Source organism: Ideonella sp. FW305-24 (genome assembly GCF_058788035.1).
On sequence record NZ_JBYTAI010000001.1, the window covers coordinates 309,413 to 330,427 of the forward strand.

18 protein-coding genes are annotated in these 21,015 nt (G+C 66.3%); 7 read left to right on the plus strand and 11 right to left on the minus strand.

What is annotated here, in order from left to right; genetic code table 11:
• Positions 1 to 5: 5 nt before the first annotated feature.
• The 10 genes from AC3WR5_RS01350 to AC3WR5_RS01395 all read right to left on the minus strand — a co-directional run bounded on the left by AC3WR5_RS01350 (position 6) and on the right by AC3WR5_RS01395 (position 12,132).
• Positions 6 to 464: a PaaI family thioesterase gene (locus AC3WR5_RS01350; RefSeq protein WP_492481268.1), complete on the minus strand. Its 459-nt coding sequence runs from the start codon at positions 462 to 464 to the stop codon at positions 6 to 8.
• Positions 465 to 517: 53 nt separating this feature from the next.
• Entirely contained in the window at positions 518 to 1,309 is a 792-nt protein-coding gene (locus AC3WR5_RS01355; RefSeq protein WP_492481269.1) for an SDR family oxidoreductase, read from the minus strand.
• A 28-nt stretch (positions 1,310 to 1,337) separates the two neighbouring features.
• Entirely contained in the window at positions 1,338 to 3,170 is a 1,833-nt protein-coding gene (locus tag AC3WR5_RS01360) for an acyl-CoA dehydrogenase (RefSeq protein WP_492481270.1), read from the minus strand.
• A gap of 86 nt (positions 3,171 to 3,256) precedes the next feature.
• On the minus strand, positions 3,257 to 4,432 hold the full coding sequence (locus AC3WR5_RS01365; protein WP_492481271.1) for an acetyl-CoA C-acyltransferase: 1,176 nt from the start codon (positions 4,430 to 4,432) through the stop codon (positions 3,257 to 3,259).
• 39 nt (positions 4,433 to 4,471) lie between these two features.
• Positions 4,472 to 6,565, minus strand: coding sequence for a 3-hydroxyacyl-CoA dehydrogenase NAD-binding domain-containing protein (locus AC3WR5_RS01370; protein ID WP_492481272.1), 2,094 nt, complete (start codon positions 6,563 to 6,565; stop codon positions 4,472 to 4,474).
• A gap of 245 nt (positions 6,566 to 6,810) precedes the next feature.
• Positions 6,811 to 7,518 carry an ABC transporter ATP-binding protein gene (locus AC3WR5_RS01375; protein WP_492481273.1) on the minus strand — a complete coding sequence of 236 codons (708 nt, stop codon included), beginning with the start codon at positions 7,516 to 7,518 and terminating at the stop codon, positions 6,811 to 6,813.
• The gene (locus tag AC3WR5_RS01380) at positions 7,515 to 8,348 is read right to left on the minus strand and encodes an ABC transporter ATP-binding protein (RefSeq protein ID WP_492481274.1); all 834 of its coding nucleotides are present in this window, start codon (positions 8,346 to 8,348) and stop codon (positions 7,515 to 7,517) included. The genes AC3WR5_RS01375 and AC3WR5_RS01380 overlap by 4 nt, the downstream gene beginning before the upstream one ends.
• Positions 8,348 to 9,751 (minus strand): branched-chain amino acid ABC transporter permease, encoded by a 1,404-nt coding sequence (locus tag AC3WR5_RS01385; protein ID WP_492482587.1) that lies wholly within the window; start codon positions 9,749 to 9,751, stop codon positions 8,348 to 8,350. The genes AC3WR5_RS01380 and AC3WR5_RS01385 overlap by 1 nt, the downstream gene beginning before the upstream one ends.
• A 10-nt stretch (positions 9,752 to 9,761) precedes the next feature.
• Positions 9,762 to 10,736, minus strand: coding sequence for a branched-chain amino acid ABC transporter permease (locus AC3WR5_RS01390; RefSeq protein ID WP_492482589.1), 975 nt, complete (start codon positions 10,734 to 10,736; stop codon positions 9,762 to 9,764).
• Positions 10,737 to 10,893: 157 nt separating this feature from the next.
• On the minus strand, positions 10,894 to 12,132 hold the full coding sequence (locus AC3WR5_RS01395; protein WP_492481275.1) for a branched-chain amino acid ABC transporter substrate-binding protein: 1,239 nt from the start codon (positions 12,130 to 12,132) through the stop codon (positions 10,894 to 10,896).
• 344 nt (positions 12,133 to 12,476) lie between these two features.
• Between AC3WR5_RS01395 and AC3WR5_RS01400 the strand changes: the two genes are divergently transcribed.
• Positions 12,477 to 13,661, plus strand: coding sequence for a DUF4056 domain-containing protein (locus AC3WR5_RS01400; RefSeq protein ID WP_492481277.1), 1,185 nt, complete (start codon positions 12,477 to 12,479; stop codon positions 13,659 to 13,661).
• Positions 13,662 to 13,665: 4 nt separating this feature from the next.
• Here AC3WR5_RS01400 and AC3WR5_RS01405 read toward each other — a convergent pair whose 3' ends face one another.
• Positions 13,666 to 15,321 carry a 3-(methylthio)propionyl-CoA ligase gene (locus tag AC3WR5_RS01405; protein WP_492481278.1) on the minus strand — a complete coding sequence of 552 codons (1,656 nt, stop codon included), beginning with the start codon at positions 15,319 to 15,321 and terminating at the stop codon, positions 13,666 to 13,668.
• Between the two features lie 140 nt (positions 15,322 to 15,461).
• Between AC3WR5_RS01405 and AC3WR5_RS01410 the strand changes: the two genes are divergently transcribed.
• From AC3WR5_RS01410 to AC3WR5_RS01435, 6 genes are all read left to right on the plus strand, one after another.
• The gene (locus tag AC3WR5_RS01410) at positions 15,462 to 16,979 is read left to right on the plus strand and encodes a protein adenylyltransferase SelO (RefSeq protein ID WP_141284282.1); all 1,518 of its coding nucleotides are present in this window, start codon (positions 15,462 to 15,464) and stop codon (positions 16,977 to 16,979) included.
• Positions 16,976 to 17,395, plus strand: coding sequence for a peptide-methionine (R)-S-oxide reductase MsrB (msrB, locus tag AC3WR5_RS01415; protein ID WP_141284280.1), 420 nt, complete (start codon positions 16,976 to 16,978; stop codon positions 17,393 to 17,395). Before AC3WR5_RS01410 ends, msrB begins: the two co-directional genes overlap by 4 nt.
• Before the next feature lie 11 nt (positions 17,396 to 17,406).
• Complete coding sequence (locus AC3WR5_RS01420; RefSeq protein WP_141284278.1) at positions 17,407 to 18,066, plus strand: septation protein A; 660 nt, start codon at positions 17,407 to 17,409, stop codon at positions 18,064 to 18,066.
• Positions 18,067 to 18,082: 16 nt separating this feature from the next.
• Positions 18,083 to 18,367, plus strand: coding sequence for a BolA family protein (locus AC3WR5_RS01425; protein WP_141284276.1), 285 nt, complete (start codon positions 18,083 to 18,085; stop codon positions 18,365 to 18,367).
• Positions 18,368 to 18,556: 189 nt separating this feature from the next.
• On the plus strand, positions 18,557 to 19,351 hold the full coding sequence (locus AC3WR5_RS01430) for a peptidylprolyl isomerase (protein WP_141284274.1): 795 nt from the start codon (positions 18,557 to 18,559) through the stop codon (positions 19,349 to 19,351).
• Between the two features lie 80 nt (positions 19,352 to 19,431).
• Positions 19,432 to 20,979 (plus strand): dienelactone hydrolase family protein, encoded by a 1,548-nt coding sequence (locus AC3WR5_RS01435; RefSeq protein WP_492481279.1) that lies wholly within the window; start codon positions 19,432 to 19,434, stop codon positions 20,977 to 20,979.
• The last annotated feature ends 36 nt before the right edge of the window (positions 20,980 to 21,015 follow it).

Genomic DNA, 21,015 nt, shown 5'->3' on the forward strand with positions numbered 1-21,015 from the left:
CGCGTTTACGCGTCGCCCGATGAGGGCGTGGTGCGTTGCGCAGGGTTCACGCGGTGCGGATTGACCGGCATCGCGCGGAGGAACTTGAAGGTGGCCGTGGCGTGGGCGCACAAGTCGCCCGCGCTGTTGAGGATGCGGCCCTCGCAGAAGGCCATGGTCACAGTGCGCTGCAGCACATGGCCGATGGCCCGCAACTCACCTTCGGCGGGCCGCAGGAAGCTGGTCTTCAGCTCAATGGTGGCCACGCCGGGGCCTTCCATCTGGCCACTGCGCGCGGCCAGCGCCATCGAAATGTCCAGCATGGTCATCAGCAGGCCGCCGTGGGCCACGTCCCAGCCGTTCAGGTGCGGGGGCTGCAGCCAGACCCGCACTTCGGCGGTGTCTTCGGTGCAGCCGTAGAACTGCAGGCCCAGGTGGTGGGCGAACGGGATCGGGATCGGGAAGGCTTGGGGCGTGGACGACATGGAATCCTCAGGAGGCTGGGCTGCCGGAAATCAGCCCGGCGGCATGGCCCTGATCATCCCCCATGGATGGCGCTGACGCCGCCGTCCACCGCCAGGATCTGGCCGGTGATGTGCTTGCCCGCGGCGGAGGCGAACAGCAGCGCGGCACCCTTCAGGTCGTCGTCGTCGCCCAGGCGGCGCAGCGGCGCCTTGGCGGCCATGTTCTCCTCCCCCACCGCGGCCAGCAGGCCCTTGGTCATGCGGCTGGGGAAGAAGCCCGGGGCAATGGCGTTCACGGTGATGCCGTATTCGCCCCACTCGCCGGCCAGCGCGCGGGTGAAGTTCACCACCGCGCCCTTGCTGGTGTTGTAGGCAATGGTCTTCATCTCGTGGGTGTTGCCGGCCAGGCCGGCGATGCTGGCCACGTTGATGATGCGGCCGTGGCGGCGCGGGATCATGCTGGCCTGCGCCACCAGCTGGCTGAAGACAAACAGGCTGCGGATGTTCAGGTTCATCACCTTGTCCCAGGCCTCCAGCGGATGGTCCTCGGCCGGTGCGCCCCAGGTGGCGCCGGCGTTGTTGACGAGGATGTCGATCCGGCCCAGGCGCTGCATGGCCTCGGCCACGACGCGCTTGCCGTCTTCGGGCTGGCTGGCATCGGCCGCGATCCAGCTGGCGTCAATGCCCTTGGCCTTCAGGATGGCCGCGGCCTCTTCCAGGTCGCCGGCCTTGCGCGAGCTCAGCACGATCTTCGCGCCGGCTTCGCCCAGGCTCTCGGCGATCTGCAGGCCCAGGCCGCGCGAGCCGCCGGTGACCAGAGCCGTCTGGCCGCTGAGGTCCATCAACTTGGCAATCGGGGTGCTCATGTCTGTGTCTCCTTGTGTGTGCGTTTGATCAGAACCAGGCGTCTTGCATCTCGCGGCAGACCGCTTCGCGTTGGCTGACGACCGCCAGCCAAGCGCCGATCTTGGGCAGCTCGTAGGCGTGGAAGTAGCGCATCGCGGCCAGCAAGCCGGCGTTGCGCGCGGCTTGCTCATCGGTCGCAGGTGCAGCCTGCTTTGCCGCCAGTCCCAGCTCCAGCCAGATCCACGCGAGCACCACATGGCCGAAAGCCTGCAGGTAAGGCGTAGCATTGGCCAGCGCCTCTTCCGGCACGCCCGTCGCCCAAGCGGACTTGGTGGCCGCGCCGAGTTGCTGCAGCGCCGCTGCCAGGCCGTTGGCCGGTTCGGCCAGACCTTGGACCTGACCTGCGCGCTGGATGGTCTCGCCCACGCGCGTGGCCAGCAGCTTCAGGCCGGCACCGCCCTGCATCACCACCTTGCGGCCCAGCAGGTCCAGCGCCTGGATGCCGTGCGTGCCTTCGTGAATCATGTTCAGGCGGTTGTCGCGCCAGTACTGCTCGACGGGGAAGTCCCGCGTGTAGCCGTAGCCGCCGTGGACCTGGATCGCCAGGCTGTTGGCCTCCAGGCACCACTCGCTGGGCCAGCTCTTGGCAATCGGCGTGAGCACCTCCAGCAGCAGGCTGGCTTCAGCCGCCGCTTCCGGCGTGCCGGTGTGCGACTCGTCCACCAGCCGCGCGCAATACAGCTCCAGCGCCAGCGCACCTTCGCAATACGCCTTTTGCGCCAGCAGCATGCGCTTCACGTCCGCGTGTTCGATGATGGGGACCTGCGGCTTCGCAGCGTCTTTCCCGCCTTCGGTGATGGGCCGGCCTTGCGGCCGCTGCCGCGCATAGGCCAGCGAGGCCTCGTAGCCCGCCATGCCCAGCATCGTGGCCGCCATGCCCACGCCAATGCGCGCCTCGTTCATCATGTGGAACATGCAGCGCAGGCCTTCGCCGGCCCGGCCAACCAGGTAGCCGATGGCGCCTGGGCCACCGCGCACCGGGAACCTGCCTTCGCCGAAGTTCAGCAGCGTGTTGGTGGTGCCGCGCCAGCCGCACTTGTGGTTCAGGCCGGCCAGCGCCACGTCGTTGCGCTCGCCGGTCAACCGGCCTTGCGCGTCCACCAGCTTCTTCGGCACGATGAACAGCGAGATGCCGCGCGTGCCGGGCACCAGCCTGCCGTCCGGCCCGGGAATCTTGGCCAGCACCAGGTGGATGATGTTTTCGTTCAGTTCGTGCTCGCCGGCAGAGATCCACATCTTGTTGCCGGTCAGCCGGTAGCGCGCGCCGAAGGGCTCGGCCTCGAAGTCGTCGCCATCGGGCACAGCCTTGGTCGCCACGTCAGACAGGCTGGAGCCGGCCTGCGGCTCCGACAGGCACATGGTGCCGGACCAACGGCCGCTGAACTCGTTGAGGGCGAACACCGTCTTCTGCAACTCGGTGCCGTGCTTCATCAGCAGGTTGGCATTGCCGGTGGTCAGCATGCCAGTGCCGATGCTGACCGAAGCCTTGGCAAAGAAGGCGTTGGCCGCAGCCTCGACGGTGTACGGCAGCTGCATGCCGCCGTGTTCGTAGTCTTGCGCGGCGCTGAGCATGCCGGAGGCCGCGTAGGCCTTCACGGCGTCGTGCGTGGCCTGCGGCAGGATCACCTTCTCGCCGTCGAACCTCGGCTCCTCGGTGTCCACCAGCCGGTTGAATGGCGCGTACTTTTCGCGCGCGATGCGCTCGCAGGTGTCCAGCACCTGGGCGAAGGTTTCGGCGCTGTGGTCCGCGAAGCGCGGCCGCTCGGTCAGCTGCGTGACATGCAGCCAGTCGTTCAACAGGAAATCGACCAGGGCGCGCATGGCCCCTCCTTCGCAATGACGGGCAGTCTGGGTCGCCCATACAGCAGCGGCCCATGCACTGGCGTGCGCGGGCCGCAAGCCAGGGCTTACAGGACTTCGAACACACCAGCGGCGCCCATGCCGCCGCCAATGCACATGGTCACGCAGACCTTCTTCGCGCCGCGGCGCTTGCCTTCGATCAGCGCGTGGCCGGTCAGCCGCTGGCCCGAGACGCCGTACGGGTGGCCGACTGCGATCGCGCCGCCGTTGACGTTCAGCTTGTCCATCGGAATGCCCAGCGTGTCGGCGCAGTACAGCACCTGCACGGCGAAGGCTTCGTTCAGCTCCCACAGGTCGATGTCGGCCACCGTCAGGCCCAGGCGTTTCAAGACCTTGGGCACTGCGAAAACCGGGCCGATGCCCATCTCGTCGGGCTCGCAACCGGCCACGGCGAAACCAAGGAAACGGCCCAGCGGGGTCAGGCCCTTCTGCTGCGCGTACTTGTCGCTGACGAGCACGCAGGCGCCGCCGCCGTCGCTGAACTGGCTGGCATTGCCGGCAGTAATCACGCCGCCCGGCAGCGCCGTGCGGATGCTGCGCACCGCTTCCAGCGTGGTGCCCGGGCGCAGGCCCTCGTCGGCGCTGCAGGTCACTTCCTTGCTGCGCAGGCCCAGGGTCTTGTCGACCACGCCGGCCGTCACGGTGATGGGCGCGATCTCCGCGTTGAACAGGCCGGCCTCCTGCGCGGCGCAAGCTTTCTGCTGGCTGGCCGCGCCGTATTCGTCCATGCGCTCCTTGGGAATCTTGTAGCGCTGCGCCACGTTCTCGGCGGTCTGCAGCATGCTCCAGTAGATCTCCGGCTTGTTTTTCATCAGCCAGCTTTCCTGCAGCATGTGGTGGTTCATTTCCTGCTGCACGCAGGAGATGCTTTCCACGCCACCGGCAACATAGGCATCGCCCTCGCCGGCGATGATGCGCTGCGCGGCCATCGCAATGGTTTGCAGGCCGCTGGAGCAGAAACGGTTCACGGTGACGCCGCTGACCGTGATCGGCAGGCCGGCGCGCAGCGCGATCTGCCGCGCGATGTTGGCGCCCGTCGCGCCCTCGGGGTTGGCGCAGCCCATCAGCACGTCTTCAATCGCGCCCGGCTCGATGCCGGCCCGCTCGACGGCGGCCTTGACGGCATGGCCGCCCAGCGTCGCGCCATGGGTCATGTTGAAAGCGCCCTTCCAGCTCTTGGCGAGCGGCGTGCGTGCGGTGGAAACAATGACGGCATCGGTCATGGCAATTCCTGCGTGTTCTGTATGTGTGGTGGGGCGCGATCAGCTGAAGGACTTGCCTTCGGCGGCGAGCTGCGCGAGCAGCGGCGCGGGCTGCCAGAAGGTCGCGTCGTCATGCGGGTTCTGCGCGAAGCGCTTCATCGCCTGCACCACGTTGTAGAGGCCGACCGTGTCGGCATAGCACATCGGGCCGCCGCGGTGCAGCGGGAAGCCGTAGCCAGTCAGGTAGACCATGTCCACGTCCGACGCGCGCTGGGCAATGCCCTCCTCCAGCAGACGCGCGGCCTCGTTCACCAGTGCGAAGACCAGGCGGTGCACGATTTCGTCGTCGCTGATGTTGCGCGGCGTGATGCCCAGTTCCTTGCGGTAGTCGGCAATCATCTGCTCGACCAGCGGCGACCGGATTGCGTCGCGCTTGCCCGGCACATAGTCGTACCAGCCGGCGCCGGTCTTCTGGCCGAAGCGGCCCATCTCGCACAGCAGGTCGGCCGTCTTGGAGTAGCGCAGGTCCGGCTTTTCCAGGTAGCGGCGCTTGCGGATGTACCAGCCCACGTCGTTGCCGGCCAGATCGCCCATGCGGAACGGGCCCATCGCGAAGCCGAACTTCTCGGCCGCCTTGTCCACCTGCGCCGGCGTGGCACCCTCTTCCAGCAGGAAGCCGGCCTGGCGGCTGTACTGCTCGATCATGCGGTTGCCGATGAAGCCGTCGCACACGCCCGAGACCACGCAGGTCTTCTTGATCTTCTTGCCCAGCTGCATCACGGTGGCCAGCACGTCCTTGGCGGTGGCCGCGCCGCGCACCACTTCCAGCAGCTTCATCACATTGGCGGGGCTGAAGAAGTGGGTGCCAATGACGTCCTGCGGGCGCTTGGTGAAGTTGGCTATTCTGTTGACATCCAGCGTGGAGGTGTTGCTGGCCAGGATGGCGCCGGGCTTCATCACACGGTCCAGCTCCTGGAACACGGCCTTCTTCACGTCGATGTCCTCGAACACGGCCTCAATCACCATGTCAGCGTCGCCCAGTGCGTCGTAGCTCAGCGTGGTCGACAGCAGCGCCATGCGCTCGTCGTACTTCTCCTGCTTCAGCTTGCCCTTCTTGACCTGGCCTTCATAGTTCTTGCGCATCGTGGCCACGCCACGGTCCAGCGCTTCCTGCTTCATCTCCAGCATCACGACGGGGATGCCGGCATTCAGGAAGTTCATCGCGATGCCGCCGCCCATCGTGCCGGCACCGATCACGGCCAGCTTGTTGACGGGGCGCACCGGCGTGTCGTCCGGCACGTCGGAGATCTTGCTGGCGGCGCGTTCGGCGAAGAAGGCGTGGCGCAGGGCCTTGCTTTCGGGCGTGAACATCAGCGCAGTGAAAGCCTCGCGCTCCTTCTTCATGCCGGCCTCGAAGTCCTTGCCCAGCGAGGCCGCCACGGCTTCCACGCACTGCAGCGGCGCCGGGAAGTTCTTGGACATCGCGCCCACGGTGTTGCGCGAGAACTGCAGGAAGGCCTGCGCTTCCGGATGCTTGACCTTCAGGTCGCGCACCAGCGGCAGCGGCCGCACGTCGGCCACTTCCTTGGCAAAGGCGATCGCGCCTTCCATCAGGTCGCCGTCAATGATGCTGTCGAACAGCTTCTGGCCCGGCTGCATGGCCAGCAGCTCGCTCTTCACCGGCTCGCCGCTGACGATGATGTTCAGTGCGGTTTCCAGCCCCAGCACACGCGGCAGGCGCTGCGTGCCACCAGCGCCCGGCACCAGGCCCAGCTTCACTTCCGGCAAGGCCACGTTGGTGCCCGGCGCGGCGACGCGGTAATGCGCGCCCAGCGCCAGCTCCAGCCCGCCGCCCATGCACACCGAATGAATGGCCGCGACGATGGGCTTGCTGCAGGCCTCTTCCAGCTTGATCAGCGACAGCAGGTTGGGCTCGGCCAGTGCCCGCGGGGTGCCGAATTCCTTGATGTCCGCGCCCCCCGAAAACGCCTTGCCGGCGCCGGTGATCACGATGGCGCTGACGGCCGCATCGGCCTGCGCTTTCTCCAGCCCATCGGCAATCGCCAGGCGGGTCGCTGCCCCCAAGCCGTTGACGGGAGGATTGTTCAGCGTGATGACGGCCACATTGCCGCGGACTTCATAGCTTGCGCTCATGTCTGTATCCCTTTGGGAAAGGAGAGGAAAGACGCCGGGAGGCGACATGCCAACCGGTGGAGCCAAGGCCCTCAACCGGAATTAGCACGATCGTTCGATTCTAAGAACGGGGACGTTTCAGATGATGTCCCTGCTGCGACAGCAAGGACCAGGGAAAACACCAAGAAGACCTTGGCAGCGGGCAGGACAACGCCGCGCGCCGTACGGGCCCCTCCGGGCACGCATGCCTGCCGAAGTCGCCCCGTTCAAACCTCCAGCCACTCCTTGCGGACGTTGCTGTTGGCCTTCAGTTCTGCCGGCGAGCCCTCGAACACGATGCGGCCGTGGCCCATCACCAGGCAGCGTTCGGAGACTTCTAGGGCGATGGTGAGCTTCTGCTCGACCAGCAGCACCGAGATGCCGCGGCGCTTGAGTTCGCGCAGGTAGTCGGCGACGAGTTCGACGATCTTGGGTGCCAGGCCTTCGGTCGGCTCGTCGATCATGATCAGGTCCGGGTCGCCCATCAGCGTGCGGCACAGCGTGAGCATCTGCTGCTCGCCGCCGGACAACACGCCGGCGGCGGTGTGTTCACGCTCCTTCAGGCGCGGGAACAGCTTGAACATGTCGTCCAGGCTCCAGCGGCCTTTTTTCTTGCCGCTCTTCACGCCCAGCAGCAGGTTCTGGCCCACGGTGAGGCGCGGGAAGATGTCGCGGTTCTCGGGCACGTAGCCCACGCCTTCATGGGCAATCTCGAAGGCCTTGCGGCCGACCAGTTCGCGGCCCCGCCACTTGACCGAGCCCTGCGCGTCCACCAGGCCCATGATGGCCTTGACGGTGGTGGAGCGGCCCGCGCCGTTGCGACCCAGCAGGCTGACGATCTCGCCTTCGCCAATGTTCAGCGACACGCCGTGCAGCACATGGCTCTTGCCATAGTAGGCATGCACATTGGACAGCTGCAGCAGTTCTTTTGTCATGCAGCGCACCCCATCGGCTGCGCCACAGCTTCGGCCGCCTGGTGATCAGCCAGCACCGAGCCGAGGTAGGCCTCCTGCACGCGCGGGTTGGCGCGCACGGCGTCGGGTGTGTCGAAGGCGATCACCTCGCCGTAGACCAGCACGGCGATGCGGTCGGCCAGGCCGAAGACCACGCCCATGTCGTGCTCCACCGTCAGCAGTGTCTTGCCTTCGGTGACCTCGCGGATCAACTGGATGAAGCGCTTGGTTTCGCTCTTGCTCATGCCGGCGGTGGGCTCGTCCAGCAGGATCACGCTGGAGCCTCCGGCAATGGTGATGCCGATCTCCAGCGCACGCTGCTCGGCATAGGTGAGGTTCATTGCCAGCTGGTCGCGCCGCTTGTCGAGCTTGATCATCTGCATGACCTCCTCGGCACGCGCGTTGGCCTCGTGCTGGTTGGACAGGAAGCGCCAGAACGCGTAGCGCTGGCCCATGGACCACAGCACCGCACAGCGCAGGTTCTCGAACACCGAGAGGCGGGTGAACAGGTTGCTGACCTGGAAGCTACGCGACAGTCCGCGGCGGTTGATTTCGTACGGCTTGAGCCCGTCGATGCGCTCGCCGTGCAGGCGGATCTCGCCGCTGCTGAGGCCGAAGCGGCCGGAGATCAGGTTGAACAGCGTGGACTTGCCCGCGCCGTTGGGCCCGATGATGGCCACGCGCTCGCCCGGCTTCACCTGCAGCTGCGCGCCGCGGATGATTTCCGTCAGCCCAAACCGCTTGTGCGCCCCCAACAATTCCAAGGCGTACGGGCTGGACCCTTTGGAAGACACGGCAACCGAACTGCTCATCACAAAGCCTCCCTGCGCTTCATCTCGCGCTCGATCTCTTCCTGCGCCTCGCCCCATTGCTGGGCAAAGTGCCGCCTCGAAACTTCGAACAACCCGGCACCGGTCAGCAGCAGCAGCGCTGCGCCGCACCAGGCATCCAGGCCTTTGGCATCCAGCGTCACGCCGAGGAAGTTCATCTGCGGGCCCAGCGCCTCGTTGAGCCGCAGGTGGTAGACCATCTCGATGCAGACCGCCGCGGCCAGCAGCACCGTGCCTGCCGTGCCAGCCAGCGCCAGGTAGCCGGTCCACAGCCGGCCCAGCTTGCCGTGTGCCGCAACGCGCAGGTTCATCATGACCAGTCCGGCCACACCACCGGGCGCAAACATCACCATGAACATGAAGACCAGGCCCAGGTACAGCAGCCAAGCCTGCGTGAGCTCCGACAGCAGCACCAGCGCCACCACCATCAGCACCGCGCCGATGATGGGGCCGAAGAAGAAGGTGGCGCCGCCCAGGAACACGAACAGCAGGTACGAGCCCGAACGCGCGGCGCCGACCACTTCGGCATTGACGATCTCGGTGTTCAGCGCGCTCAAGCCGCCCGCAATGCCGGCGAAGAAACCGGAGATCATGAAGGCCAGGTAGCGCACGCGCTGGGTCGAGTAGCCGATGAACTCGACGCGCTCGGGGTTGTCGCGCACGGCGTTCAGCATGCGGCCCAGCGGCGTGCGCGTCAGCGCGAACATCAGGCCGGTGCAGACGAAGCAGTAGACGGCGATCAGGTAGTACAGCTGGATCTGCGGCCCGAAGCTGATGCCGAAGACCTTCTCGCCCACCACGCGGTTGCCGGAGACGCCGCCCTCGCCACCGAAGAACTCCGGCAGCATCAGCGACATGGACCAGACCAGCTCGCCCAGGCCCAGCGTGATCATCGCGAAGGTGGTGCCGCTCTTCTTGGTCGTCACATAGCCCAGCAGCGCGGCGAAGAACAGGCCGCCCAGCCCGCCCGCGATCGGCACCAGGCTGACCGGCAGGTGCAGGCTGCCGGCGCTGACGGCGTTCAGCGCATGGATCGCAACAAAGCCACCGAGACCGCTGTAGACCGCATGCCCAAAGCTCAGCATGCCGCCCTGGCCGAGCAGGATGTTGTAGGCAAGGCAGGCGATGATGCCGATGCCCATCTGGCACAGCATGGTCTGCGCGAAGCTGGTGGTCCACAGCAGCGGCACGACCAGCAAGGTCACGGCGAACAGGCTCCAGATCAGCGCGCGGCCCACATTCCACGGCTTGAAGTGGTAGCTGCGCGGCGTGGGCTGCCGGTGCGCGGTGGCCACTGGCGGCGGGCCGCCGGGCACCGCGGCCAGCACCGGCGCGACAGGACGGAGGGCGGCGGGCGAAGCCGCCATGTCAGGTTGTGCAGCCATGCTCATTGCGTCATTCCTCCCGTGTGCCCATCAAGCCCTTGGGCCGGAAGATCAGGATCAACACCAGCAGCAGGTACGGCAGGATGGGTGCCGCCTGTGCCAGCGTGATGCGCAGCAGCGGCCAGCCCCGCGAGCCCTCGTGCACCGAAGCGCCGAAGCGGTTGAACAGGTCGGCCAGCGACGCGTCCACCGTCAGCGGCAGCGTCTGCAAAAGGCCGATGACGATGGAGCCGACAAAGGCCCCGGCCAGCGAGCCCATGCCGCCGACCACCACCACCACGAAGATGATGGAGCCGACCACCGCGGCCATCGCCGGTTCGGTGACGAAGGTGACGCCGCCAATCACACCCGCGAGTGCGGCCAGCGCGCAGCCGGAGCCGAAAACCAGCATCAGCACACGCGGCACGTTGTGGCCCAGCGCCTCGGCCATTTCCGGGTGGGTCAGCGCCGCCTGGATGACCAGGCCGATGCGGGTGCGCGTGAGCAGCAGCCACAGCGCAAGCAGCATGCCCAGCGAGACCAGCATCATGAAGGCGCGGGTCATCGGGAAACGCGAGCAGCTGGCCGCCGCCTCGCCTGTGGGCTGGCACATCTCCGGCGGCGCCACGCCAGCGACGATGGACAGCCCGTGCTGCGCCGACTGCACCACCGTGAAGGCAGCGCTTTGCAGCCAGGCCGGCGGCACCGCCGGCACCGGCGTGCGGCCCCAGATCAGCTGCACCACTTCCAGCACCACGTAGGACAGGCCGAAGGTGATCAGCAGTTCGGGCACATGGCCGAACTTGTGCGCGCGGCGCAGTGCCGTGCGCTCGAACAAGGCGCCCAGGCCGCCGACGATCAGCGGGGCCAGCACCAGCGCAGCGGTGAAGCCCAGCCAGTTGCTCAGCGAATAGGCCACGTAGGCGCCCAGCATGTAGAAGCTGGCATGGGCGAAGTTCAGCACGCCCATCATGCTGAAGATCAGCGTCAGCCCGGAGCTGAGCATGAACAGCAACAGCCCGGAGCTGAAGCCGTTCAGCAGGTTGATCAGGATCTGGTCCACGGCAGGTGATTCCAGTGACGTAGAAAGGTCGACAAAAAGGGCCCGGCGGAGCGGCGTCCGGCGGGCCCGGTTCAAGCGCGCAGCGGCGCGCTCACCCTGCTCAGGGCCGCTTCATCTGGCACGAGGTGGGCGTGCTGGAAACATACGCGTCGTAGGCCTTGACCTCGGCGAAGGTGTAGCCGGTGTTCTCGACGCTGTAGTTGTTCTTCGCGTCGGTCTTCTGCCAGACCGAGATGAACAGCGGCTGCTGCAGTTGGTGGTCGGTCTTGCGCATCTCGACCTCGCCGTTGAAGCTCTTGAACTTCAGGCCTTCCATCGCCGCGGCGACCTTCACCGGGTCGGTGGACTTGGCCTTGGCCATCGCGTCGCTCAGCAGCGCGAACAGGTGGTAGCTGGAACCGGTGTACCAGTCGTCGTTGAACTTGGCCTTGAAGTCGGCCATCAGCTTGGCGGTCATGCCACCCATGTTCGAGGTTGCGTAGGCCACCTGGAACACCCGGCCGGCTGCCGCGGCGCCGAGGGCGGTGGGCGTGCCTGTCACGCCGGCGTAGTAGGTGTAGAACTTGACGTTCAGGCCGGCGTCGTTGGCCGCCTTCACCAGCAGGGTGAGGTCGGATCCCCAGTTGCCGGTCACCACGGTGTCGGCGCCGGAGGCCTTGATCTTCGCGACATACGGCGCGAAGTCGCGCACCTGGGCCAGGGGATGCAGATCTTCGCCCGCCACCTGCACGTCCGGACGCTTGCGCGCCAACGCGTCCTTGAAGTATTTGGCCACCTGCTGGCCATGCGAATAGTTCTGGTTGATCAGGTAGACCTTCTGGATGTCTTTCTGATCCTTCATGAAGGTGGTCAAGGCCTCCATCTTCATCGAGGTGTCGGCGTCCAGCCGGAAGTGCCAGTAGCTGCACTTGCTGTTGGTCAGGTCGGGGTCTACCGCAGAATGATTGAGGTAGACGACTTCCTTGCCCGGGTTGCGCTCGTTGTGCTTGTTGATCGCATCGATCAGCGCCAGTGCGACGCTGGAGCCATTGCCCTGGGTCACATAGCGCACACCCTGGTCAATGGCCGACTTCAACGCATTCAGCGACTCGGCGGGACTGAGCTTGTTGTCAATCGGGACGACTTCAAACTTCACGCCGGCCGCATTGCCCTTGTTGAACTGCTCGGCAATGAACTGGAAGCTCTTGACCTGGTTCTGGCCGACCGGGGCCATCAGCCCGCTCAAGGGGTCGATCCACGCGACCTTGACCGTTTCGCCCTTCTGGGCGTGGGCCAGGCCGGTGGTCATCGCCAGCGATGCCGTGACCACCATGCCAAGCCATTTGTAGCTGATCTTCATCGGGCCGTCTCCTGTTGTGTTTGATGCGCTGCACTGAAGCCAGTCAACGGTAACGGAAGCCCCTGTGCAGGGCTTCAGGGACTACCACTAAAGCTTGTCGCGCCCGGGACAAAGCCGCGGGAAAACGCCATGCAAGCGGGCCGGCCGTGCAGCGAGCGATGCAAGACCCCTCTTCCGACGATTGCTTGTGCCCGTCGCCCACAAGCGGATCGCGGGCCAGGCCTAGCATGCGGGCCGGTTCGGCCCAATGTGGAGAGGGAGGCGGCATCGTGTGGAATTCCCATCGCATCAGACACCGTTGCGCAGCGCGACCGAAGCTTGCCGCGGCAGTTCTTGGCCTGGCCATGTGCGCGGGCAATGGCAGGGCCGCGGCGCTCGATGCGCAGGAGGCCGGCTTCGCCCCCGGGGTGCGCCTGGGCACCATCCCGGCGCTGCATACGCTGCGCGGCGTGGACAACATGTTCTTCGACGTCCACTTCGTCGGCCAGCACGGCTATCGCGACCATCGCGGCGAGAGAGGGGGGCTGGTCTACACCTGCGCAGCCGGCTTCCTGGACGTGGACCACCTGCGCCAGTCCGCCGATTGGGTGGCCTACCTGCACGGCCGGCTGGGCGCGGCCTGGGCCCGCCAGGACCAGACGCTCAAGTTCACCGTGCCTGCCGGGGACCGCGGCATGCAAGTGCGCGTCACCTTGCAGCGCCCTGCGCTGGCGCAGGGATCGCCCCCGCCCTGGCCCGAACTGGACACGCTCGCACGCCGCATGGCGTTCCTGATGATGACCTGGCACGAAGTGCTGACCTGGTTCGACTACCGCAGCACCTTCCTGGCCCCCGAGAAGATCTCGGCCTTCACCTATGAGGACACGCTTTCGCACGTTGTCGGCATCGAGATCGGCGCGCGCGCGGTGGCCCGGGCAGGCGTGGCCTACGCCACCGCAGTGGACGAGGAACTCAAGGCCCTGCCGGAGCGCTACGGGGCCCAGCCGATCGCGGTCACGCGGCAGGCCTTTGCGCGCGTGAGAAACCGTTGGTGGCGCGGCGACAGCGGCTGGCCGCACAACGAGTTCATCACGGGCCGGGACCTGGCCCTCGGGCTGGATGGCTCGCCGCTCCAGCCCTGGACGGTGCCCGACCTGGCCGCCTGTGCCGGCAGCGCGCCACGCAGCTTCAGCAGCCGCGAACTGGTGTTCGACGCCCCCGCCGATGGAGCGCAACATCCGCCGTCCGAGCCATCGACCTCTGGCGCCATGCCCACCCTGGCCGACCCGGCCGAAGCCGCGGTGTCCGCCACTGCAAATGGCGCCGCGCCGGTCCCGGCACCCTTTGTGCTCCAGTTGCGCATCGACTCGACCGCGCGCGAACTGCAGCCCGTGCTGGCCCAGCTCTTCCCCGAGCAGGCCGGTGCCAAGGCCTTCCAGCTCAACCCGCGCGCGGACCTGCTCAAGCTGATGCTGGAGATCGAACGCCGGGTGAAGGCCGAGCTGGGTGACGACGCGACTTCGCCGGATCGGCTGCTGCGCCGCCCCTGAGGCTTTAGGCGCCAGGCAGCCGGTGCTGCTTGAACTGCTCGCGCAGCTTGAGCTTCTGCAGCTTGCCGGTGGCCGTGTGCGGCAGCTCGGCAACGATGGCCACGTCGTCCGGGATCTGCCACTTGGCGATGCGGCCTTCGAAGAAGCCCAGCAGGTCCTCGCGCGTGGGCGACATGCCAGGTTTGGGCACGACCACCAGCAGCGGCCGCTCATCCCATTTCGGGTGCTTGCAGGCGATGACTGCGGCCTCGTGCACGGCGGGATGCGCCATTGCGATGTTCTCCAGTTCGATGGAGCTGATCCACTCGCCGCCGGACTTGATCACGTCCTTGCTGCGGTCGGTGATCTGCATGTAGCCGTCAGGGTGGATCGCGGCCACGTCGCCGGTCGGGAACCAGCCGGGCTCGCCGTCCACGCTGACCAGCGGCGAAGGCGCGTCCTTCTGGCCGAAGTAACTGGCGATGACCCAGTTGCCGCGCACCACCAGGTTGCCGGCGGCCACGCCGTCCCACGGCAGGCTGCGGCCATCGTCGTCGATGATGGCCATGTCCACGCCATAGATCACCCGCCCCTGCGTCTCCAGCAGCTTCTGCTTGGCCTCGGCCGGCAAGTCGTCGTGCTTGGACATCAGCTTGGACAGCGTGCCCAGCGGCGACATCTCGGTCATGCCCCAGGCGTGGATGACCTCGACATGAAAGTCGTCCTGCAGCGTCTTCATCATCGCCGGCGGGCAGGCCGAGCCGCCGATCACCGTGCGCTTGAAGCTGCTGAACTTCAGCTGATTGGCTTTCATGTAGGTCAGCAGGCCCAGCCACACGGTGGGCACGCCGGCGGAAAAAGTGACCCTTTCGTTTTCGAAGAGTTCGTAGAGCGACTTGCCGTCCAGGTGCGGGCCAGGCATCACCAGCTTGGCGCCGACCATGGCCGCGGTATAGGGAATGCCCCAGGCGTTGACGTGGAACATCGGCACCACCGGCAGGATCACGTCGCGGGTGGAGCAGTTCATCGCGTCCGGCATGGCCGCGGCGTAGGCATGCAACAGCGTCGAGCGGTGGCTGTAGACGGCGCCTTTCGGGTGGCCGGTGGTGCCCGAGGTGTAGCAGATGCTGGACGCGGTGTTCTCGTCGAAGTCGGGCCAGCTGTAGGCGCCGTCTTCTGCGTCGACGATCTCTTCGTAGCACAGCAAGCCGGCAATGCTGCTGGCAGCCGGCATGTGCGCGCGGTCCGTCATCAACACGAAGTGCTGCACCGACTTCATCTCCGGCGCCAGCTTCTCGACCAGCGGCAGGAAGTTCAGGTCGAAACACAGCACGCGGTCGGCCGCGTCATTGGCGATCCAGGCAATCTGCTCCGGGAAAAGGCGCGGGTTGATGGTGTGGCAGACCAGCTGCGAGCCGGAGCTGCCGTAGTAGATCTCCAGGTGCCGGTAGCCGTTCCAGGCCAGCGTGCCGACGCGGTCACCCGGCTCGCAGCCCAGCCGCGCGAAGGCCTGCGCCAGCTTGCGCGCGCGAAGTTCGATGCCGGCCCAGTTGGTGCGGTGCACATCGCCCTCGACCCGCTTGGACACCACCTCCACTTCACCCGCATGCCGCGCTGCATGGCGCAACACGGAACCAATCATCAGCGGCGTGGTCATCATCTGGCCCATCAAGGCGCTCATCGGGTGTCTCCTGCAAGGTGGCAAAACAAGCTCGCTCGATGATAGGCACGCAGCAGCGCCAGAGGCCTTGCGCGGCCTCAGATGAAACCCGAATGCCCCTCGTCGCCAAGGCGACAGTCGCGCCTGCCTACACTGCCGACATGTCTGCCGTACAAGTTGCCCCGCAAGCCGCCCTGCCGCCACCGCCCGCCGCCTGGCTCAACCGCTTTGCGGCGCTGGGTGCAGGCTTTGCCACCCGCCTGCCCGCGCAGGGCCTGCCAGACCCGCACTGGATTGCCGCCAGCGAGGATTGCGCACGACTGCTGGGCTGGCCCGAAAACTGGCAGCAAAGTGAAGGCGCGCTGGCCGTGCTCAGCGGCAATGGCAGTTGGCCCGGCATGGCGCCGCTGGCCAGCGTCTACAGCGGGCATCAGTTCGGCGTCTGGGCCGGCCAGCTGGGCGACGGCCGCGCGCTGCTGCTGGGCGAGCTGGACACGCCTGCCGGTCCGATGGAGTTGCAGCTCAAGGGCGCCGGACTCACGCCCTACTCGCGCATGGGCGATGGCCGCGCGGTGCTGCGCTCGTCGATCCGCGAATTCCTCTGCTCCGAGGCCATGCACCACCTGGGCATTCCGACCACCCGCGCGCTGTGCCTGACCGGCTCGGCGCTGCCGGTGCGGCGCGAGCGCGTGGAGACGGCGGCAGTCGTCACGCGCGTGGCACCCAGCTTCATCCGCTTCGGCCACTTCGAACACTTCGCGCACCATGGCCAACCCGAGCGGCTGCGCCAGCTGGTGGACTTCGTCATCGCCCATCACTACCCCGCGTGCGCCGAGGCGCCGCAGCCGGTGCTGGCCTTGCTCGGCGAGGTCACGCGGCGCACCGCGCGTCTGCTCGCGCAGTGGCAGTCGGTCGGCTTTGCGCATGGCGTGATGAACACCGACAACATGTCCATCCTGGGCCTGACGATCGACTACGGCCCGTTTGGCTTCCTCGACGCCTTCGACCCGAACCACATCTGCAACCACTCGGACGACAGTGGCCGCTACGCCTTCGCGCGCCAGCCGCAGGTGGCCTGGTGGAACCTGCATGCGCTGGCCCAGGCGCTGCTGCCGCTGGTGGGCAGTGGCAAGGGCGAGGAGGCCGATGCTGAACTGCTGCGCGCCGAACTGGAACCTTATGGCCCCGCGTTCAGCGAGGCCATGACCTCGCTGATGCTGGCCAAGTTGGGCCTGCAGGACACCCAGGCTGGTGACGGCGCGCTGGCCGACGGCCTACTCCGCCTGATGGCCGCACAGCGCGCCGACCACACCATCGCCTGGCGCCGGTTGTGCGACTTCAGCACGGCACTCGAGGCCCGCAACGACGCGGTGCGCGACCTTTTCGTCGACCGCGAGGCTTTCGACGCCTGGGCGGCAGACTACACCCAGCGCCTGCGCCAGGAAATGAGCGACGACACTGCGCGGGCCTTGCGCATGCGCCAGGCCAACCCCAAGTACGTGCTGCGCAACCATTTGGCCGAACAGGCCATCCGGCAGGCCGAAGGTGGCGACTTCAGCGAAGTGCAGCGCCTGTTGAAAGTTTTGTCGCGCCCGTTCGACGAACAGCCTGAACACGATGCCGACGCCGGCTTCCCGCCCGACTGGGCCCATCACCTGGAAGTTTCCTGTTCCTCATGAGCCACGATCACGACGACCCGCGCTACCCCGTGCGCAAGACCGATGCGCAATGGCGCGAAGAGCTGGACCCGACCGAGTACGCGATTGCCCGCCACGCCGCCACCGAACGCGCCTTCACCGGCAAATATTGGGACCACTTCGCAGGCGGCACCTACCGCTGCATTGGCTGCGGCGAGCCGCTGTTCAGCTCGGACAGCAAGTTCGACGCCGGCTGCGGCTGGCCCAGCTACTGGCAGGCGATTGACGACGGCAAGATCGAGCGCGTGGTCGACACCACGCACGGCATGACGCGGGTCGAGGTGCGCTGCGCCAAATGCGGCTCCCACCTGGGTCATGTGTTCGAAGATGGCCCCGAGCCGACCGGCGAGCGTTTCTGCATCAATTCGGCAGCGATAGACTTCGCGCCGAAACCGTAAAACGCCTCGACATGAAACTGCTGTTCGACCTGCTGCCCGTCATCCTCTTTTTCCTGACCTTCCGCGCCACCGAATCGCACAAGGAATGGGCCGGCGAATTCGCCACCCAGCATTTCGGCGCACTGGTCTCGGGCGGCGTGGTCGCGGCCAGCGAAGGGCCGGTGATGCTGGCCACCTTGGTCACCATCGTGGCCACGCTGTGCCAGGTCATCTACCTGAAGCTGCGCGGCCGCAAGGTCGACCTGATGCTGTGGATCAGCCTGACGCTGGTCACCGTGCTGGGTGGGCTGACCGTGTGGCTGCACAACGAAACCTTCATCAAGTGGAAGCCCAGCGGCCTGTACTGGGCTTTCGGGTTGACGCTGTGGATCAGCCAGGCGCTGTTTCGCAAGAACCTGCTGCGCAGCACCATGGGCGATCAACTGGTTTTGCCGGACGCCATCTGGCAGCGCCTGAATTTCGCCTGGGTCGGCTTCTTCGGCATGATGGGTTTGCTGAATCTATGGGTCGCGTACAGCTTCACGACAGAAACCTGGGTCAGTTTCAAACTGTTCGGCGGCACCGGATTGATGCTGCTGTTCATCCTGGGCCAAGGCCTTTACGTCAGCAAATACATGCCCGAAGAAGGTGAAGCTTCCGCGCCGGCACCAGGCCCTGGCAGCGGCCTTTGAAGGCTGAGAAACTCCCATGACAAACGCTCTGCCCACCCATGCCACAGCCGCGGCACTCGAAGCGGTGTTGCAGGCCGCGCTGCAGCCCAGCGCGCTCGTCGTGCAGGACGACAGCGCCTCGCATGCCGGCCATGCCGGCGCCCGCGAAGGCAGCCATTTTTCGGTCCGTGTGGTCAGCGAAAGCTTCACCGGACTGTCACGAATTGCACGGCATCGCCTCGTGTATGATGCTTTGGGCCCCTTGATGAGCCGGGGCATCCATGCCCTGGCACTGGATGCACGCGCTCCGGGCGAAGTCTGACCGCGAACAGCGAATCCACCCATCACCCATCCGCGTCAAATCAGGTCCTTCAAATGAAGGTCTTGTCTTCACCGCCGAATCTGGCCTGAATCCAATATCTCCTGTGATCGCGGCTGCGTGGGTATACCTGCCTCGCGCCTTCCTTTTTCATCTCATCGACAAAATCGAGTCCCCCGAAAGGCGACACGCATGAACTTAAAGTCCACTGTCTTGCTGGCGGCCATGGCCGTGATCCTGCCGATGGGCGCATACGCCCAGAACATTGCCATCGTGAATGGCAAGCCTGTTCCGAAGGCGCGTGTGAGCATGCTGATGCAACAAGCCAGCCGCAACGGCCAGCCGGTCGCCCCTGAAATGGAAGCCCGCGCGAAAGACGAAGTCGTGCTGCGCGAGATCTTCGCCCAGGAAGCCGAGAAGAAAGGCATTCCCGCGACGGCAGACTACAAGGCCCAGCTCGAACTGCTGCGCCAGACCGTGCTGATCCGCGAGCTGTTTGCCGACTATCAAAAGAAGAACCCTGTCACCGACGCCGAAGCCAAGGCCGAATACGACAAGGTGAAGGCTTCTTCCAGCGGCACCGAATACCGCGCCCGCCACATCCTGGTCGAGAAGGAAGAAGACGCCAAGCGCCTGATCGCCGAGATCAAGGCCGGCGCCAAGTTCGAAGACCTGGCCAAGAAGAACTCCAAGGACCCGGGCTCGGCCGAAAACGGCGGCGACCTGGACTTCGCCAAGCCTGACGCCTACGTGCCGGAATTCGGCCAGGCCATGGCCGCGCTGAAGAAGGGCGAGATGACGCAGGAGCCGGTCAAGACCCAGTTCGGCTACCACATCATCAAGCTGGAAGACTCCCGCGAAGCCCAGTTCCCGGCCTTCGACGACGTGAAGGCCCAGCTGATGCAGCGCCTGTCGCAAGCCAAGCTGCAGAAATACCAGGAAGACCTGCGCGCCGCGGCGAAGACCGACTACAAGTTCAGCCAGTGAGCGCTGATCACCCAGCGAACCAAGGCGCCAACAGGCGCCTTTTTTTCGTCCGCCGAAAGGCAAGCTTCAATCGGAGTCCCATGCGCTCTCTCCTGCTGTCACTGGCCTTGTTGCTGGGCCTGCCCTGCGCAGCCCGCGCCGAATCCAACTTCACCCGGCTCAACCCGCCGGGCCCCCATGCCGTGGGCCTGCGGGTGGTCGAGCAATACGACTTCTCGCGTGGCTACCGCGGGCCCACCGACACGGTCACCGGCAAGCCGGTGACTGGCGAGCGCGCCCGGCCCGTCCAGACCCTGATCTGGTACCCGGCCAAGACCGGCGCAGCCCCGGCGATGAAGGTGGTGGACTACCTGCGCCTGGGCGCCGGTGACGACGACTTCTCGCCCCCGCCCGCCGAACGCGCCGCCCAGGCCGCCCGGTTCGTGCAAGGCCGTGTGGACGCACTGCCGCCGGCGCGTGCCCAGGCCGAACTGGCCGCGCCGATGCTCGCGGTCAAGGACGCCGCCACCTCGGCCGGCCAATGGCCCGTGGTGATCTACGCCCCCAGCTTCGGCGCATGGTCGTTCGAGAACGCCGACCTGTGCGAATACCTCGCCAGCCAGGGCTACCTGGTCATCGCCAGCCCCAGCATTGGCCAGGCCTCGCGCGAAATGACCAGCGACCTGGAGGGCGTCGAAGCCCAGGTGGCCGACATCCGTTTCCTGATCGGTTTCGCCCACGGCCTACCGCAGGCGGACAGCAGCCGCGTCGCAGTGATCGGCTACAGCTGGGGCGGGCTGGCCAATGTGCTGGCCGCCGCCAAGGACAGCCGCATCGGTGCCGTGGTCAGCCTGGACGGTTCGGTGCGCTACTGGCCCGACCTGGTCAAGCAGGCCGGCTACGCGACACCGGCGCGCAACACCGCGCCCTTGCTCTACCTTGCCGCGCGGCCGATGGAGATCGAAGAACTCTCGGAAGGCCGCAACAAGGCCACCAGCTACCTCAATCGATTGAAGTACGCCGACGTCTACCGGGTCACGCTCTATCCGATGACGCATCCCAACTTCTCGGTGATGTTCGACCAGCGCCTGCGGCCCGACGAGCAATACCAGGACTACGACAAGGCCGAACTGTCGACCGCCTACGCCTGGCTGGAAACCTATGTGCGCCGCTTCCTGGACGCCTACCTGAAGGGCGACACCGCCAGCCGGGCCTTCCTGGACCTGCCGGCCGCCAGCAGCGGTGCGCCGGCGCACCTGCTGAAGGTCAACGCCTCCCACAGCCAAGGTACGCCGCCAACCCGCGCCAGCTTTGCCGCCGAACTGGCCCGCCGCGGTGCGGACCATGCGTCCGAGATCTACCAGTCCTTCAAGGCACAGGAGCCCGACTTCTCGCTGCCCGAAGACGAACTCAATGCCTGGGGCTACCAGCTGATGGGCATGGGCGACCGCAAGGCTGCGGTCGCCCTGCTCCGCCTCGCGGCCGAGCTGAACAAGGACAGCTGGAACGCCTTCGACAGCCTGGGTGAGGCGTATGCGAACGACGGCGCCAAGGCGCAGGCCATTGCAGCGTACCGCCAGTCACTGGTGCTGAACCCGAAAAACGAACACGCGGTGGCCCAATTGAAGGTCCTGGGCGCCAAGCCCTGACGGCATTCGCACCGCAGCGGCCGGCTACCATGGCGC

Coding starts and splice junctions, on each gene's coding strand:
- AC3WR5_RS01350 (WP_492481268.1), bottom strand. CDS start 464: ATGTCGTCCACGCCCCAAGCCTTCCCGATCCCGATCCCGTTCGCCCAC.
- AC3WR5_RS01355 (WP_492481269.1), bottom strand. CDS start 1,309: ATGAGCACCCCGATTGCCAAGTTGATGGACCTCAGCGGCCAGACGGCT.
- AC3WR5_RS01360 (WP_492481270.1), bottom strand. CDS start 3,170: ATGCGCGCCCTGGTCGATTTCCTGTTGAACGACTGGCTGCATGTCACG.
- AC3WR5_RS01365 (WP_492481271.1), bottom strand. CDS start 4,432: ATGACCGATGCCGTCATTGTTTCCACCGCACGCACGCCGCTCGCCAAG.
- AC3WR5_RS01370 (WP_492481272.1), bottom strand. CDS start 6,565: ATGAGCGCAAGCTATGAAGTCCGCGGCAATGTGGCCGTCATCACGCTG.
- AC3WR5_RS01375 (WP_492481273.1), bottom strand. CDS start 7,518: ATGACAAAAGAACTGCTGCAGCTGTCCAATGTGCATGCCTACTATGGC.
- AC3WR5_RS01380 (WP_492481274.1), bottom strand. CDS start 8,348: ATGAGCAGTTCGGTTGCCGTGTCTTCCAAAGGGTCCAGCCCGTACGCC.
- AC3WR5_RS01385 (WP_492482587.1), bottom strand. CDS start 9,751: ATGGCTGCACAACCTGACATGGCGGCTTCGCCCGCCGCCCTCCGTCCT.
- AC3WR5_RS01390 (WP_492482589.1), bottom strand. CDS start 10,736: ATGCTCAGCTCCGGGCTGACGCTGATCTTCAGCATGATGGGCGTGCTG.
- AC3WR5_RS01395 (WP_492481275.1), bottom strand. CDS start 12,132: ATGAAGATCAGCTACAAATGGCTTGGCATGGTGGTCACGGCATCGCTG.
- AC3WR5_RS01400 (WP_492481277.1), top strand. CDS start 12,477: ATGTGCGCGGGCAATGGCAGGGCCGCGGCGCTCGATGCGCAGGAGGCC.
- AC3WR5_RS01405 (WP_492481278.1), bottom strand. CDS start 15,321: ATGAGCGCCTTGATGGGCCAGATGATGACCACGCCGCTGATGATTGGT.
- AC3WR5_RS01410 (WP_141284282.1), top strand. CDS start 15,462: ATGTCTGCCGTACAAGTTGCCCCGCAAGCCGCCCTGCCGCCACCGCCC.
- msrB (WP_141284280.1), top strand. CDS start 16,976: ATGAGCCACGATCACGACGACCCGCGCTACCCCGTGCGCAAGACCGAT.
- AC3WR5_RS01420 (WP_141284278.1), top strand. CDS start 17,407: ATGAAACTGCTGTTCGACCTGCTGCCCGTCATCCTCTTTTTCCTGACC.
- AC3WR5_RS01425 (WP_141284276.1), top strand. CDS start 18,083: ATGACAAACGCTCTGCCCACCCATGCCACAGCCGCGGCACTCGAAGCG.
- AC3WR5_RS01430 (WP_141284274.1), top strand. CDS start 18,557: ATGAACTTAAAGTCCACTGTCTTGCTGGCGGCCATGGCCGTGATCCTG.
- AC3WR5_RS01435 (WP_492481279.1), top strand. CDS start 19,432: ATGCGCTCTCTCCTGCTGTCACTGGCCTTGTTGCTGGGCCTGCCCTGC.